The following is a 15,817-nucleotide window of genomic DNA, read 5'->3' on the forward strand; positions in this document are numbered from 1 at the left end:
GCCGCTTGGGGCCGCGTTTTGTCAGGCCGCGTGCAGGCTGCCGCCGTCCAGCCACTCGAGTTCGACAGGCGAAAGCGCGATGTCCAGCGCCCGCAGACTGTCGTCCAGTTCGCCAAGCGTGCGCGGCCCGATCAGCGGAATCGATGGGAAAGGCTGGTTGAGCACATAGGCCAGCGCAATATGGATCGGGCTCTTGCGCAGCCGGGCGGCGAGTTCGATCGCGCGGTCGCGGCGGCCGAAATTGCGCTCGGAGTACCAGACCCGCACCAGTTCCTCGCTGTCCAGCCTGTCGCGCCCGGCGCGATCGGTGAAGAAGCCGCGTCCCTGGCTCGACCAGGCAAAGTTCGGCATCTGCCTGGATGTCAGCCAGGCCTTCCAGTCATCGGTGGAGGAGGTGACACAACCAGCCCAGATCGGCTCCAGCATTTCGGCCAACGAAAAATTGTTGGAGAGCACGCCGGGCTTCTGCTTGCCGGTTCGCTCGGCATAGGCAATCGCCTCGTCCATGCGCTGCATCGTCCAGTTCGAGCCGCCGAAGGGGCCGCGAATGCGCCCGGCCTTGACCTCGCGGTCCATGGCGTCGACGAATTCGCCGACCGGCACGTCCGGATTGTCGCGATGCATGAAATAGATATCGACATGGTCGGTCTGCAGGCGGTCGAGCGACTGGGCAAGCTGCTTGCCGATCACGTCGGGATAGCAGAGCGGCGAATGCGCTCCCTTGGCGATAACAACCGATTGCTCGCGCACGCCACGGTTCCTCAGCCATTGGCCGAGCAGCGTCTCGGTGTAGCCGCCGCCATAGACATAGCCGGTGTCGAAGAGATTGCCGCCGGCTTCGAAAAAGGCGTCGAGCAGGATCGACCCGGAGGAAAAGGTGCGGAAATCCTCGAAGCCGAGCGCCACCACGGAGGCCGGCTTCGCCAGGCCCGGAATGGTGCGCTTGCCGATCGCGGTGCCGCCCGGGCGCAAGGGTCGCCCGGAGATGGTGTTGGTGCGCAGCGAGGCCTTCTCGATCTCATATTCCAGCCCGACCGCCGCGCGCCATCTGTCAAGCACGCGCAAGGTGCCGAGGCTGTCGGCCCAGCCCATGCCCGGCCAGGCGAATTCCGGACGCCCGGCGCGGATCGCCTCGCCGGCGGCATCGACCTCGAAGGAATAGACATGGCGCTTCTCGTTGACGCTGATGGTCTCTTGCGCGCCGTCGGCACCGATCACGTGGATCCGGCCTGGGCCGACATCGCGGTCGCCGCCGGCGAACCAGAAGTCGGGCACCTCGATACGCCCCTTGGTGCCGAAGATACGCAGGACATTGTCCTGGTTGAGCGAGATGCTGCAGGAGACCTCTGCGACGATACCGCCGGGAAAATGCAGGACAGCGGAGGCCCATTCGTCGACACCGGATTGACCAAGATGGGCGGTGCCGGCGACTTTGTCGGGTTCGGCGAATGGCTCTCCAGCGGCAGCGCCGGCAATCAGGCGCACCATCGAAACGGGATAGCCGCCGACATCGAGAATGCCGCCGCCGGCGAGATCGTTGTCGTAGAGCCGGTGCCGCGGCATGAAATCAGGCATGGCGAAGCCGAAGCTCGACTTGATCATCCTGATCTCGCCGATGACGCCGGACTTGATCAAGTCGACCAGTTGCAGCGTCTGCGGATGCAGCCGGTACATGAAGGCTTCGCCGAGGAAGGTGCCGGCCTTGCGCGCCGCATGCATCATGGCGTCGGCCTCGAAGGCCGTCAGCCCGAGCGGCTTTTCGCAGAGCACATGCTTTCCGGCTTCCGCCGCCCTGATCGCCCATTGCGCATGGCCTGGATGCGGGACCGCGATATAGATCGCATCGATCTCCGGATCGGCAAGAAGAGCGTCATAACCGTCGAGGATGCGGGCGCCGGGAAAGCTCTCGGCCAGGCCCGGCTTGCCGGGATTGCGCGCGCCGATGGCAACCAGTTTACCGGTGCGCGAACCGGCGACGCCGCCGGCAAAGGCCTTGGCGATGCCGCCCGGCCCAAGAATGCCCCAGCGAATGGGCGTTGATGCAGTCATGTCATTCTCCTTGCGGGCTGGGAAAGGGGCGGCCGGTCAGCGCAGCCGCATCCCTTTTTCGTCGAACAGGTAGGATTTGCGGATGGAAACGGTGACATCTGATGTCTCGGGGACCTTTGCCGCGTCGCGCTGGATCACCACGTCCTCGCCATGGGCCGTCCTGGCGTAGAGAAAACTCGTGCCGCCCAGGTGCTCGACCACGTCGATGGCGACGGAAAGGTCAGCGTCGCCTTCACCGGCAACGCCGAAATGTTCGGGCCGCACGCCGACGATGACCTTGCTGCCCGGCTCGGGCGCGACGCCTGTCAACGGCTGGACGACACGGGTCCTCTCCTCGCCCGCCAATTCGACCACAACACCTTTTGCATCACGCCCGACAATATGGGCCTTGATGAAGTTCATCTTCGGTGAGCCGACAAAGCCGGCCACGAAAATATTGTCGGGATTGTCATAGAGTTCGAGCGGCCTGCCGATCTGCTCGATATGGCCGGCGCGCAGCACGACGATCCGGTCGGCGAGCGTCATCGCCTCGGTCTGGTCATGGGTGACATAGACCATGGTGGCGCCGAGTTCCTTATGCAGCCTTGAGATCTCGACCCGCATCTGGACGCGCAGTTCGGCATCGAGATTGGAGAGCGGCTCGTCGAACAGGAACACCTGCGGCTCGCGCACGATGGCGCGGCCGATGGCGACACGCTGGCGCTGGCCACCGGAAAGTTTCTTGGGGCGGCGCTCCATCAATTCGCTGATGCGCAGGATCTCGGCCGCGCGCTTCACCCGCCGCTCGGTGTCGGCCTTGGGGTTACCGGTCATGCGCAACCCGAAGGAGAGGTTCTGTTCGACGCTCATATGCGGATAAAGCGCGTAGGACTGGAACACCATCGCGATGCCGCGGTCGGCGGGCTCGACATCATTGACCACCTTGCCACCGATGGCGATCTCGCCGCCGCTGATGTCCTCCAGCCCGGCGATCATCCTGAGCAGCGTGGACTTGCCGCAGCCCGACGGGCCGACGAAGACGACGAACTCGCCATCGGCGATGTCGATGTTGGCACCGTGGACGACCTCGAACGCGCCGAAGCGCTTGGCGACATTGGTGAGCGTGACGGTTGCCATTCTGCTCCTTATTTGACTGCGCCGGCGGCGATGCCGGCGATGAAATGACGCTGCAGGAGCACGAAGACGATGAGCATCGGCACGGTCAGCATCACCGCGCCCGCCATGATGCCACCCCACGACACTTTGGTCAGGCCGATCAGCGTGCCGAGCGCCACGGGTGCTGTCATCGAACCCGGCTGGCTGTTGATCAAAAGCGGCCACAGATAATTGTTCCAGGAGGCGAGGAACAGGATGATGCAGAGTGCGGCCAGCATCGGCCGCGCTAGCGGCAAGGCGATGAAGACGAAGATGCGCCACTCCTTGACGCCCTCGACGCGGGCGGCATCGAACAGATCGTCCGGCATCATGGAAAAGCTCTGGCGCATGAACAGCACGCCAAGCGAATTGAACAGCGGCGGCACGATCAGCGCCACCCATGTGTTGGCGAGCTTGAAGTCACGCGCCACCATGATGAATTGCGGGATCAGCACCACCGCATAGGGCAGCGTGATGGTGCCCAGGATGATGGCGACGACGACGCTTTTGCCGAAGAACTGGTAGCGGGCCAGCGCCCATCCGGCCATCGAGGTCAGAAGCACCGACAGGACGGTGTAGGTCACCGCCACGCAAACGGAGATGATGATCGCGCCGACGAAGTCGGTGTCGCGCTGCAGATTGTTGAAATTGTCGATGAAATTGCCGTGCGGCAACAGTTCGATGCCGGGGCTGAAGATGCCGTTGTCGGGCATGGTCGAGAACACCACCATCATCCACAGCGGAAACAGCCAGATCAGCGCCAAGGGCGTCAGGAAGAGGTGCAGTGCGATGCTTCGTTTCAGTTTTGCCGATGAGAGCGAACTCATTTCGGTTCCCTCGTCAGCCAAAGCTGCACCAGCGTGATCGCGATGGCGAGCCCCGCCATGGTGTAGGCGACGGCCGAGGCGTAGCCGAAGTTGAGCGAGCGGAAACCCTGGCGGTAAAGCAGCAGGCCGAGCGTCTCTGTGCCGCCGCCCGGCCCGCCGCGCTCGGTGATCAGGAACGGCTCGGTGAACAATTGCATGGTGCCGATGATCGACAGCACGGCGCAGAAGACGATGACCGGCTTCAACAGCGGCAGGGTGATGTAGAAGAATTGCTTGAGCTTGCTCACCCGGTCGAGCGTCGCCGCCTCGTAGACATCATCGGGAATGGATTGCATGCCTGCCAGCAGGATAATGGCGTTGTACCCGGCCCAGCGCCAGGTGACCGCGATCATGATCAGCGCCATGGCCGGCGTGACATTGGAGAACCAGTCGACCTTCGGCAGGCCGATGCTGTTCAAGAGCTTGTTGACGATGCCGAAATCGAGGCTGAACATCAGCCGGAACACCGCGGAATAGGCGACCTCGCCGACGACGACCGGGGCGAAGAAGGCGAAGCGGTAGAGGCCGCGCGCCTTGAGCAGCGGCGAATTCAGCAACACCGCCATCACCATGGCCAGGGCGATCATCACCGGAACCTGGATGACGAGGATGAGCAGCGTGTTCTTCAGCGCGTTGAAGAAGGCAGGGTCGCCCATGAGCCGGCCCCAGTTGAAACCCGGTGCGAAGCGCCACGGCACGGTACGCGTCGCCTGGAACGAGATCAGGAACGAGGAGATGATCGGCCACACCCAGAAGATGGCGAAGATCAGGAGATAGGGCGTGAGGAAGCGATAGGCCGTGGCATTGCGGTTGCGCATCTTTTCTCCTCCTTCATCCCTGGTGTTCAAGACAAGCGAGCAAGTGGCGGGTCCAGGACGGCACTTCTGCCATCCCGGACCCCGTCCCGGGAGGTCAGGACTTGACAGGCAGCCCAGTCGCCGAGGCGATCTGGCTAGCGGCGTCGTCGAGTGCCGCCTTGGCGTCGGGATAGCCGCCGGCGAGATATTTGGTCTGCACCGCGCGGACGATGATCTCGGCATCGCTCTGGAACTGCGTGCCGCGGCTCGGAACAACCTTGGGCAAGGTGCCCAGAATATCCTTCCACACCGCCTGGCCACCCCAGTAGGGCAGGCCCTGGCTGACATAGGGGTCGTTCAGGGCCGAGACCAGCGAGGGGACAAGACCGAACTCCTTCAGCATGGTGATCTGGCCTTCATTGGTGCCGAGCGTGTATTTCAAATACTCGTAGGCCGCTTCCTTGTTCTTCGACGCCGAAGTGATGGCGAGCGAGGAGCCGCCGAGATTGGCGGCGCGCGGGCCGTCCGCGGTCAGGCTCGGCATCAGGTAGACGCCCCATTTGCCGTTTTCGCCCGCCGATTCGGTGCGGATAGTGCCCTCGTACCAGCCGCCATAGACCTGGGTAGCGACGGCTCCGGCGGTGTTGTTGGTGATCTTGGTGCCCCAGTCGGCGGACGAGACGATGCCGGCGTCCTTCATCTCCTTGACCTTGGTCATGGCGTCGACGCATTTGGGCTGGTTGACCGTGATCGACTGGCCGTCCTCGGCGAAATAGGCGCAGCCCTGTTCGTTGGAGATCATGCGGAAGAATTCACTGTCGCCGTTGAAATCGGCATTGGTCATCGAGACCCCTGGATTGGCGGCCTGGATTTTCTTGCCGGCGGCGATGAAATCGTCCCAGGTCTTGATCGATGCCGGATCGACGCCGGCCTTCTCATAGAAGTCGCGGCGATAGAAGGCGGCGACCGGGCCGGAATCCCACGGCATCGCATAGGCCTTGTCGCCGACTTCGAGTTCGGTGCGCTTGAAATCGGGAAATTTCTTCTGGTCTTCCGCCGTATAGCCCAGCGTATGCAGGTCGACGAAACAGTCGGGGAACTGGCTCCAGTAATTCTCGGCCTCGCCATTCTCGATGGTGACGATATCGGGCAAGCCGACGCCGCCAGCCGCGCATCCGGCGATCGACTTGTCATAGGTCGGCTGGTTGCCGAGATCCTGGACCGTGACTTTGATGTCGGGATGCAGCTTGTTGAAACCGGCAACCGTTGCCTTCAGGGATGAAGCGGCAATGTTCCAGCTCCAGATCGTGATTTCGCCGGATTGCGCGAAGGCCGGGGCGGAGCCCAGGGCAAGCGCTAGCGCGGCGCAGGACAGTGTGATGCGCATTGAAATCCTCCCATTTCATTTGCTCTCTCTGTGAGCGTGGCTAGACTAGGCACCGGTAAGGGCCTGTCCCTGACAGAGGGAATATGGAATTGGCGGAAAGTAAGATGCCCGACAGGCCGTTTTACCAGCCCGGCGCCAGCAGCGTTGAGGGTTTTCCGCTGGCGCTGCAGATGTTCCACACCAACCCGCTGGTGATGCTGAAGCCGCATTGGCATGCCCAGGTCGAGGTGAATTTCATCGTCCGCGGCTCCGTCCACTACCGCATGAACGAGCACGAAATATCGCTTTCGGCCGGCGAGATGTGCCTGTTCTGGGGCGGCTTGCCGCATCAGATGGACGATTTGAGCGACGACGCCGTCTATGCCGGCGCGCATCTGCCGCTGGTGCATTTCTTTCGGCTGCACCTACCGGCGGACATACGCCATCGGCTGATGACGGGCGCGACGCTGGTGACCAGCGCCACCGATCAATCCGACAACGACAATTTCGCTCGCTGGAACCGCTATGCCCGCTCAGGCGATCCGGCCAAGGCCGAGCACGCCGTCAACGAACTTCTGCTGCGGCTGGAGCGGGTGCGGTTCGAGCCCTACCGGCTGGTGCCGGGAAACGCCGCCGGGCAGGAAGCGGGCAGCCCCTTCGATCAGCAGTCGTCGCGCAATGTCGGGCGCATGTGCGATTTCATCGCCGAGAATTTCCTCTACGACATCGATTGCGTGAACATAGCGGCGGCCGCCGACATCCACCCCAAATACGCCATGAGCCTGTTCAAGAAATCGACCGGCATGACGCTCAACGAATATGTCAACCTTCTGCGCCTGAGCTACGCGCAGGCGCTGTTGATGCATCAGGACGCCAATGTGCTGCGCGTGGCCATGGATAGTGGCTTCGGCTCGCTCAGCGCCTTCAACAAATCCTTCCGCAAGCTCGCCGGCATGACGCCATCCGACTTCCGCAAGGGACTGGCAAGCGCCAGATAGGCGGGCGCACGGCATGGAAACCAGCCCATCGGGCGGCATTTCTTTTCCTGCTGGAAATCCACATCTGGGCGCTGGACAGGCCGGATTCCCATGCTATAACCCACGCGCTTTCAAGGGGTGCCCACGGCGCCTTTATGAAATCCGGAGCACGAGTTTTCGTTAGCCGGAACAGGCCCAGATAGCTCAGTTGGTAGAGCAGCGGACTGAAAATCCGCGTGTCGGTGGTTCGAATCCGCCTCTGGGCACCATCACCTCTCGGGTCCATTCTGGACACATAGGTTACGGTTTATACCGGAGACATGGGTGACAACCTCGTGCCGAACGGGTTGTCGATGGTCTGCAGGGTCCTCTGTTCCAAGTCTATGTATCCCAGATCATAATGCATGAAGCTGACGAGCCATATGCCGTCGTCGAAGGTGGTCCATTATCTCACCGATGAACTTTGGTGCGCGGGATGAAAAGAACAGGGTGCATTGTCGTCCGTCGACTCACTGAGCATTCTGGTGACCGAGCGTGATGGTGACGGAAGGGCATATACAACATGCCCCGATGCCCGCCACCAGCGCTCACTCAAATCCAATTTTTGAATGCATTTACAACTGTTACACGTGAGCGTGGCGCACAACAAGAACTGCAACTATCCGAGATCGACGTAAGCGAGTAATTCCCTCTGCCACGCAACCGCTTGAGCTATCAGGTTAAGTTAGTCGTACCGCGACTTCACGCTGTCCGTGACGCGGTTGGCCTTGAGGAATTGCCCAACCGAAGGCACTGGGCTGTGCCGACGCCAGGCAAGCCAATAGTCGACCGTGTACTTCCACCATGGCAGCGATCTTAGGACAAGGCCCTGGTTTCCGGCACGAGAGATGCTGGCTTGCGCAAAGGCACGTCCTGCGCCTGCTTCGACAAGTCCCAGCAGCGCCGAGAGCTGCGCAACTTCATACCGAATATCCGGGCAGAATCCGGCAGTTGCGCATTGTTGCAGGAAACGATCGCGCCAATAAGCGTCGCCCTCTCTGGGAAGGGCAACCCACGAACTTGCTTCGAGATCCGACGGCGCAATCGCACGTCTTGAAACCAGGGCGTCGTCAGTCGACAAAACAAGCTTCATGCCGTCGGAAAGGAGCTTGCTGCAGGCAATGCCGTCGGGCCATTCGCGCGGCGTGTAGAGAATTGCGATATCGAGCTGGTTGTCGGCAAGCGCTTTAAGCTGCGTTTCTGTGCTGGCGGCCACGAGATCGACGACAAGAGTGGGGCAATGACTCCGAAGATTTCGCAGATGAGCGCTGAGGACGCCGCCCTGCATGGCGCCATCGACGTAACCTACACGAATTCGCCCACTCTCACCGCTTGATAGCGCACGCGCATGGCGGATTAGACCATCCGCCTTTGCGACAACGGCTTTCGCGTCTTCGACCATTGCTACACCGGCCGGTGTCAGAGCAATCCGTTGTCGTTGGCGCACGAACAGATCAACGCCGAGCTCGATCTCCAGCTCGCGTATCGCACGGCTCAAGGGCGGTTGAGAGATGTGCAGGCGCTGCGCTGCGCGTGTGACGTGCCCGCAATCAGCGACAGCCAGAAAGTAGCGCAGGTGCCGAAGCTCCATTTCATACCCGTCGAGTATTAACTTATCTCAAATCAGTCTTTGACTGTATCAACTTTGCGCGCAACCTTCCACTCAGAATTATCGAGGATGGGGCGTTTGATGAAAGCTATTGTGTTTGATAGGCCCGGAGTTGCTGAGGAGGTTCTCGAGAACAGGGAAATGCCTGATCCCGCGTGCGGTCCGCGAGAGGCCCTCGTGCGCGTCACGACCCGCGTCATCCAGCCGGCCGACTTGCTGTTCGTCGCTGACAAATATTCAATAAAGCCGTTTTACCCGCAGGTCGCCGGATTCGACGGAGCGGGTATTGTCGAAGCAGTCGGCGCCGACATAGGCGAACTGGAGGTAGGGCAGCGCGTTGCATTTCGCAGCCCAGGCGCTTGGGCTGAGTACGCAGCAGTGCCAATTGCGCGAATCTATCCGGTTCCGACCGAATTCGCGGACCGGCTCTCCGACGATGTCGTCTGCCAGTTTCCGCTCAATCCGCTGACCGCTTGGGGTCTCCTGGATCTCGCTTCGGTTAAGTCCGGACAGCGAGTGCTCTTAACTGCAGCGCGATCAGTCGTCGCCGCCGTGGCTGATCAACTGTCCCGCGAGCGAGGGGCTGTCGTCGAACGGCTCTATCGGCACCACGGCAGCTACAAGCTGTGCGATTCGGAAGATAGGACACTAGGTATTGGCGACAACGTCGCCCATGCGCTCGCGGAGGCCAAGCCTTACGACCTGATCCTCGATCCAGTCGGAGGGCCCGACACGCTCGCCCTGATCGCGCGAGCGGCTGTGGGAGCGAACCTATTTTCGTACGGCGTACTCGACGATCGCCCGATCGAGATCAAGGCATCGGCCTTGCTCTACAGAGCGCTGCGCTGGCGCGGGTTCGCTGTAAGCGTCTGGCAGAACAAGGCGAGCACCGAAACCTTGGCGGCCGCAGCGAAGGACTGCTGGTCCGTCCTTTCGCGATACCCCGAAAAGCTGCCGGTCGTTGCCCGATATAACCTTGAGGAATTCGCCACGGCATTGCCGCACGCGCGGGCGAGTGCCGGTGAAGGCAAGGTCGTGCTCATCTAATCTTGCGATTGAACTGAAGAGACAGCGCGATGCGCGAACGCCCGCAGGCCGAGCACTATCTGACGGACATTTTCGGACATGAGGTGGATAGCTCGGGTTACGAACCTGCCTGCGCTCGCAAGAGCTTTCGACCTCGAAGGGGGTCAGCTGACGTCATACGGCGAATAGTATTGGAGTCGAACCAATCCACAGAAATATTTAGTTGATATTTTTGTTGGGCAGGATTGCCCCTTGCCTCAAAGCCAAGACTCTCGCTGGAGCAGGATTTTGCTGCGCTGTATTCGCCGATCGGGAGACCGTCGAACCGCCAGGGAAGCTACTACGAGTGCGGAAGATGTTCACGGACAATTAGTAGACATCAATTAACATGGCGACGATCTTAGCTCATTCCCGGCCAAATTGTTTTGCTCGGCAGGCCGAATTGGAGAACGCTACTTGGTCGCGGAATCGTCAAGGACCGCTGTGGAGACAGCCGGTCAGACCCATCTGGCCGCGCTATCGCAGCTGGCCGTTGCCTCCTATGAAACCCTGGAGCGCGAGCTCAGGGCCACGATTGCCGAGCTCGAAGCCCAGGCACGACGCTTCGAGATGGCGATCGACAACATCCCGCAAGGCATCTGCTTCTTCGATGTCGATGAGCGGCTGATCCTGTGCAACCGCCGCTACGCCGAGATCTACCGCATCGCGCCGGGAAAGCTGCAGGCGGGCATGAGACTTGCCGACATCATCGAACACCGGCTCGCTGCCGGAACATTGGCGATGGACGGCAAAGCCTATCTGGCTTTCGCCCGTTCGATCAATTCGAGCACCAGTTCGAGGACCTGGACCACCGAACTCAAGGACGGCCGCACCATCCAAGTCGGCCATCAGCCGATGCCCGATGGGGGATGGGTGGCGACGCATGAGGACGTCACTGAGATCGCCGCCAGCCGCGTGATGGTCAGCGAACGCGTCTCGCTGCAGGCGCTGATCGACTGGGTTCCCGACTATCTGTGGGTCAAGGATTCCGAAAGCCGATTCGTCGTGGCCAACAAGGCCCTCGCCGCGGACCATGGCAGAGACCCGAGCGAGATGATCGGCCTCAACGACTTCAACCTGCACGCGCCCGAACTCGCCCGGCAGTTCCGTGCCAGCGAGCAGGACCTGCTGCGCAGCGGCCAGCCGATGGTCGACAGGGAGGAATTCATCGTCGATGCTTCGGGCACCGGCAAATGGCTGTCATCGACGAAAGTACCCCTGCGAAACGCCGGGGATGAAATTTTCGGCCTGATCGGCATCGCCCGCGACATCACGGCGCGCAAGCAAGCGGACGATCTGCGGGATGGACAGGCGCATATCCTGGAAATGATCGCGACAAGTGCGCCGCTTCCTGAGGTGCTCGAACGTCTGATGCGCCTCATCGAGTCGCAACTGAGCGGTATAGTCGGCTCGGTGCTGCTGCTCGACGAGGACGGCGCTCATCTGCACCACGGTGCGGCGCCCAGCCTGGCGAAGGAGTACACTCACGCCATCGACGGCATCCGCATCGGCCCCAAGGTTGGCTCCTGCGGCACCGCCGCCCACCGGCGCGAGCCTATCATCGTCACCGATATTGTGAGCGATCCCTTGTGGGAGGATTTTCGCGATCTGGTGAGGCCCTATGGCTACCGTTCCTGCTGGTCGACGCCGATCCTCTCGCATACCGGCGTGGTGCTCGGCGTCTTTGCCATGTATTCGAAGACGGTGCGCGAGCCGACAAAGGCCGAGAGCAATCTCATCGATTTCACCACCCGCATCGCCGGCATCGCTATCGAGCGCAAGCTTGCCGAAGACCGCATCCATTTCATGGCCAACCACGACGCGCTGACCGGGCTGCCCAACCGCGCCCTGCTCGGCGACAGGCTCTCGCAGGCCATCCTCTATGCCCAGCGCTACGGCCGCTGGGTGAGCGTGGTGTTCATCGATCTGGACAATTTCAAGCTGGTTAACGATACGCTCGGCCACAACGCCGGAGATATGCTGTTGAAGGCCGTCGCCAGCCGCATGGTCGAATGCGTCAGGGCGACCGATACCGTCGTGCGGCTGGGCGGCGACGAATTCGTCGTCGTCCTCTTCGATCAGGATCCGAATGTCGACCTCATTGCCGCGACTTTGCAGAAGATCCGGACCACAATCGCCGAGCCCGTTTGTCTGGGTGAACATCACATCAGGGCAACGGCCAGCATGGGCGTCGCCAACTACCCCGATGACGGCGCCACGACGGATATGCTGCTGGCCAACGCCGATGCCGCTATGTACCGCGCCAAGGAGCTCGGCCGCGACAATTTCCAGTTCTATGCGCCCGAATTCAACGCGACGGCCCAGGAGAAATTCCTGCTGCAGGAGGAGTTGCGCAACGCGCTGGCGCGCGCCGAGTTCACACTGCTCTACCAGCCGCAGGTCGATCTTCGCTCCGGCAACGTCTTTGCTGCCGAGGCGTTGATCCGCTGGAACCATCCGAGCCTCGGACTGATCGCACCGATGAAGTTTATTCCAATGGCCGAGGAGACCGGCCTGATCGTGCCGATCGGCGACTGGGTGCTGCACGAAGCCTGCAGGCAAAACAAGGCCTGGCAGGACGCAGGCCTGCCACCGCTGGTGGTGTGCGTGAACGTATCGGCAAGGCAGTTCAAGGAAAAGAATCTGATCAGCCACGTGGTCGATGCGCTGACGGACAGCGGCCTGGAGGCGAAATACCTCGAACTCGAAGTGACCGAGAGCCTGATCATGCAGGATGTCGAAATGGCGGTGGCGACGATGAACCAGCTGCAGAGCCTTGGCGTGCAGATCTCGATCGACGATTTCGGCACCGGCTATTCCAGCCTCAGTGCACTGAAGACCTTTCCGGTGGCGCGGCTGAAGATCGATAAATCCTTCATCAACGATCTCGCTACCGATGAGAACGACCAGGCCGTCGCCAGCGCCGTGATCTCGCTTGGACAGAAGCTCAATCTGCGTGTAATCGCGGAAGGCGTCGAAACAGACGATCAGATAGCGTTCCTGCGCAAAAACAACTGTGACGAGATGCAGGGCTACCATTTCAGCAAGCCGGTCTCCGCCCATGGGATCGCGAGACTGCTCCACAAGGAGCAACATGGTCACACTTCCCCAGAATGAGATTCATTGGCGAAGCCGCCTATTTGCCGTACCTCTCTTCCAGCGCGTTGGCGAAGCGCTCACAAAGCAGTTCTCCGATCGCCGCAGTTAAGTGAAGGTGCAGGCGGCTCCCTTGGATATTCACCAAAGTGATAACAATTCCTCGATCGGAATATCCGGCCTCCTCAAGGACGTCCGTGACGACGAAATCCTGTATCTCACGGGCCCGCTGTGGATCTTTTGGCATCATTGTTTCCAGCATCGAACGGATCGTGGGCAGAAGCTTCCGCCCCAGTCTGTCAGACTTGCGGCTGCCTAAATTAGCAGATCAGCCATCCATCCGTCGATACATTAGTGATAACTAATTGTCTTTGATCGTTACGGACAAGTAAGAATTCCGAACATCCTTGCACCAAAGAGCGTGAAGGAGACGACGATCTTGCCAGATCACGTGCCAAGAACTATCAAGCGCTTATGAAGTGATCCCTGATCGCTCTCGTATCGCATCCGCCTTGCAGACGATTCGCGTGTCGGAACCTAGGCCTTCTTGTCGCCATTGGGATTTGGTGCCGGCGCCTCTCGCACGTCTCGCGGTGGCGGGTCGATATGCTCAAGCTCTGACGGTGCTGCCTTGTCCGGCCGACTGATGGGTGGCTGCGGGCCGGGCTTCGGCTGCGGTTCTTTGATCTTGGCTGGCATATCCAGTTAACTGGAATCCACAGGCTCTTGTTCCCTGATGCCTTAAAAGAACCCGATGCCTTAAAGGACCTGGAGACCGAAGCCGCCAAAAGCATGTCACGGTGAAACAAGCAGATCACAGTTTGCGATAGTCGGGATGAATGGTGCTCCGAAGAGCGTTCTAACTTTAGTTCGCCGGGTGCTCACATGAACCCCGAGCACCCAAAATCAAATGCTTTTGGGAGAACGATCATGAAACATCTCCTCATTCCGATGATGGCAGGCTTGCTCATAGGTTCCACCAGCATGGCTTTGGCCACCAATGTCCACACGGTGACGGGCACGACAGGTCAGCCCAGCCAAGAAATCGGAACTGCTCAAACAGGAAGTGCAACCCCCGGCCACGCCAGCTCTGCTCCGGGCTCAGCCTTCAACCCGGATGGGAATGCCGGAACACATTACGCCGGCACCCAGCCACAAAACTCGAAAAATCCGAAGAGCGTATCTCAATACGACGCGGCCGGCTTCCAGCAGTCCCATAATCATTAGGTGACAGCACGGTCCGCGAAACAACGGGCCCGGCCGCAGAAGCAGCCGGGCCGACGCATTCGCCAAGTTGGCGCCACTTGTCGGCGTGGAGAAGGGCGCCGGGAAACTCGTCAGCACCACACGAAAAAGGGGCGAATCTGCTGCTCCGAACTCTTCTAGCCCTAGGGTCTCGGAATTTATCGGGACTTCCGTTGGCTTAGTGGGTACCCGCCCCGTCACAAAGATCGGTCGACGGAACGACTTTGCTCTCACCGGGCTTCTGGCGGATTCAATTTGCTTGGCGCCCCACCATCCCTAGGGCAAACTCCCTGCCGGGGCTGCAGGAGGTGAAATGAGAGCACGCGCAGCAACGCTGGGGGATCTCGAGGACGTCTTCCATGGCCTGTCCAAGCGTATGTCGGACGAGTACGCGGCGTCTGGCAAGGACAGCAAGATCGCCTACGACAATCTGATGATGAATTTGAAGGAAGGCCGGGCGCACGCGCTTGTCGAGGGCGAGAAGGCCGTGGCGATCATCGCCTGGCATGAAAACAGCGACGCCGCCGACACGCTGTTTGCCGCGCAGGAGGATTTCTTCCGCGGCTCGACCGTCCGTTTCTGCAAGCGGCATATCAGGCATATCCAGGCGCTCGCCGGCAACCTTCCCATCCACTCGCGCAGCTGGCTCAAGCGGCCCGATGTCGCCAGATGGTTCGGCATTATCGGCTATGTCGAACGCGGCCAGGAGAACGGCGCCAAGCTGTTCGAACTGCCGCCGGCGCGCTGAATGGAAATTCTACCGCACCGCGAACGCCGCCTGAACCGCCCGGTTGACCGTCACCGGCAGGATCGACATGTGGTTCTCGCCGGCATCCAACTCGAAGCTCGCCCGCAGGCCCGGGAGCGCGTCGAGGCGTTCAGCCATCGCCCGAGAGCAGTGTGCCGACCAATCCGGCCGGGATTTGCCGGGCGCTGCGACTCCCCGCCGCAGCCGCCTAAGGCCTACCGGCACTGAATTGATCGGCGGCATTGTCTTTCTCCCGCCGGACACCGTCGACATGGATGGGCGATGGCGTACCATCCGGGCGGCAACGCCTGTTGCATTCGAGCCAGGTGGCCGAAAGATCGGTGACAAGCGCGGCCGGAAAGTGTTGAAGATAATGGTCAACACGGAGAGGGACGTGCGATCGGGTTGCGCTCGGCAGGCGTTGATGGTTTGTTGCCGGTCAGCGGAGATCAAGTGATGCGAGAATCCATGGGTCAAGACGAATACGGGTCGGCGAGCCCCTTCGATCCGGACGACCTGCCGAATTTGAACGCGATCGGACCAGGGATCGGCAACAACGACTTCGAGAAATATGCGGTCGCCGTGATCATCGTGTTCGGCGCCCTGATCATCGGCGGGCTGATGGCAGCGTCGATGACTTTCGGCCATCGCAACGGCTTCCTCTTCGCGCTGGGCGGCGCCACGTCGGCCTGGATATCGGGTAACGCGCTGCTGCTCGACCGGCCACGCATCTATGCGCTGTTCGTCGGCATCGCTGCCCTGATGCTGATTGCATCGACCGTCACGCTGGTGACCTGACGGCTCCTGCCGGCCATGAGGCGGAGGC

Annotated in this window: 13 protein-coding genes, 1 tRNA gene and 1 pseudogene; 7 read left to right on the forward strand and 8 right to left on the reverse strand. The window is 60.9% G+C overall.

What is annotated here, in order from left to right; genetic code table 11:
• Window positions 1-21: 21 nt before the first annotated feature.
• The 5 genes from O7B34_RS01950 to O7B34_RS01970 all read right to left on the reverse strand — a co-directional run bounded on the left by O7B34_RS01950 (window position 22) and on the right by O7B34_RS01970 (window position 6,233).
• On the reverse strand, window positions 22-2,049 hold the full coding sequence (locus O7B34_RS01950) for an aldo/keto reductase (RefSeq protein WP_337144669.1): 2,028 nt from the start codon (window positions 2,047-2,049) through the stop codon (window positions 22-24).
• A gap of 36 nt (window positions 2,050-2,085) precedes the next feature.
• The gene (locus O7B34_RS01955; RefSeq protein WP_337144670.1) at window positions 2,086-3,165 is read right to left on the reverse strand and encodes an ABC transporter ATP-binding protein; all 1,080 of its coding nucleotides are present in this window, start codon (window positions 3,163-3,165) and stop codon (window positions 2,086-2,088) included.
• Window positions 3,166-3,173: 8 nt separating this feature from the next.
• Complete coding sequence (locus O7B34_RS01960) at window positions 3,174-4,010, reverse strand: carbohydrate ABC transporter permease (protein ID WP_337139447.1); 837 nt, start codon at window positions 4,008-4,010, stop codon at window positions 3,174-3,176.
• Window positions 4,007-4,867 (reverse strand): carbohydrate ABC transporter permease, encoded by an 861-nt coding sequence (locus O7B34_RS01965; protein WP_337144671.1) that lies wholly within the window; start codon window positions 4,865-4,867, stop codon window positions 4,007-4,009. Before O7B34_RS01965 ends, O7B34_RS01960 begins: the two co-directional genes overlap by 4 nt.
• A 94-nt stretch (window positions 4,868-4,961) precedes the next feature.
• Window positions 4,962-6,233 (reverse strand): ABC transporter substrate-binding protein, encoded by a 1,272-nt coding sequence (locus O7B34_RS01970; RefSeq protein ID WP_140504757.1) that lies wholly within the window; start codon window positions 6,231-6,233, stop codon window positions 4,962-4,964.
• Between the two features lie 104 nt (window positions 6,234-6,337).
• Between O7B34_RS01970 and O7B34_RS01975 the strand changes: the two genes are divergently transcribed.
• Entirely contained in the window at window positions 6,338-7,210 is an 873-nt protein-coding gene (locus O7B34_RS01975; protein WP_140748163.1) for a helix-turn-helix domain-containing protein, read from the forward strand.
• 172 nt (window positions 7,211-7,382) lie between these two features.
• Window positions 7,383-7,458, forward strand: a tRNA-Phe gene (locus tag O7B34_RS01980).
• Between the two features lie 455 nt (window positions 7,459-7,913).
• Here the strand turns inward: O7B34_RS01980 and O7B34_RS01985 are convergent.
• Window positions 7,914-8,819 (reverse strand): LysR family transcriptional regulator, encoded by a 906-nt coding sequence (locus O7B34_RS01985; RefSeq protein WP_337144672.1) that lies wholly within the window; start codon window positions 8,817-8,819, stop codon window positions 7,914-7,916.
• Between the two features lie 99 nt (window positions 8,820-8,918).
• On the opposite strand from O7B34_RS01985, the gene O7B34_RS01990 reads away from it, so the two are divergent.
• Together O7B34_RS01990 and O7B34_RS01995 are read left to right on the forward strand one after the other, a co-directional pair.
• Complete coding sequence (locus O7B34_RS01990) at window positions 8,919-9,884, forward strand: alcohol dehydrogenase catalytic domain-containing protein (protein WP_337144673.1); 966 nt, start codon at window positions 8,919-8,921, stop codon at window positions 9,882-9,884.
• A gap of 435 nt (window positions 9,885-10,319) precedes the next feature.
• Window positions 10,320-13,019, forward strand: a complete 2,700-nt coding sequence (locus tag O7B34_RS01995; RefSeq protein WP_337144674.1) for an EAL domain-containing protein — start codon at window positions 10,320-10,322, stop codon at window positions 13,017-13,019.
• A 19-nt stretch (window positions 13,020-13,038) separates the two neighbouring features.
• Here O7B34_RS01995 and O7B34_RS02000 read toward each other — a convergent pair whose 3' ends face one another.
• Entirely contained in the window at window positions 13,039-13,260 is a 222-nt protein-coding gene (locus tag O7B34_RS02000) for a hypothetical protein (protein ID WP_337144675.1), read from the reverse strand.
• 668 nt (window positions 13,261-13,928) lie between these two features.
• Here O7B34_RS02000 and O7B34_RS02005 point away from each other — a divergent pair.
• Window positions 13,929-14,225: an adenylate cyclase gene (locus O7B34_RS02005; protein WP_337139391.1), complete on the forward strand. Its 297-nt coding sequence runs from the start codon at window positions 13,929-13,931 to the stop codon at window positions 14,223-14,225.
• A 331-nt stretch (window positions 14,226-14,556) separates the two neighbouring features.
• A complete protein-coding gene (locus tag O7B34_RS02010) occupies window positions 14,557-14,991 on the forward strand; it encodes a hypothetical protein (protein ID WP_337144676.1) in 435 nt (144 codons plus the stop codon).
• Window positions 14,992-15,000: 9 nt separating this feature from the next.
• Here O7B34_RS02010 and O7B34_RS02015 read toward each other — a convergent pair.
• Window positions 15,001-15,138 (reverse strand): annotated as a pseudogene (locus tag O7B34_RS02015) (alpha/beta hydrolase); the annotation flags it as partial.
• A 309-nt stretch (window positions 15,139-15,447) separates the two neighbouring features.
• On the opposite strand from O7B34_RS02015, the gene O7B34_RS02020 reads away from it, so the two are divergent.
• The gene (locus tag O7B34_RS02020) at window positions 15,448-15,789 is read left to right on the forward strand and encodes a hypothetical protein (RefSeq protein ID WP_084636831.1); all 342 of its coding nucleotides are present in this window, start codon (window positions 15,448-15,450) and stop codon (window positions 15,787-15,789) included.
• The last annotated feature ends 28 nt before the right edge of the window (window positions 15,790-15,817 follow it).

The organism is Mesorhizobium sp. Cs1299R1N3, from assembly GCF_037179625.1.
Lineage (GTDB): Bacteria > Pseudomonadota > Alphaproteobacteria > Rhizobiales > Rhizobiaceae > Mesorhizobium > Mesorhizobium salmacidum.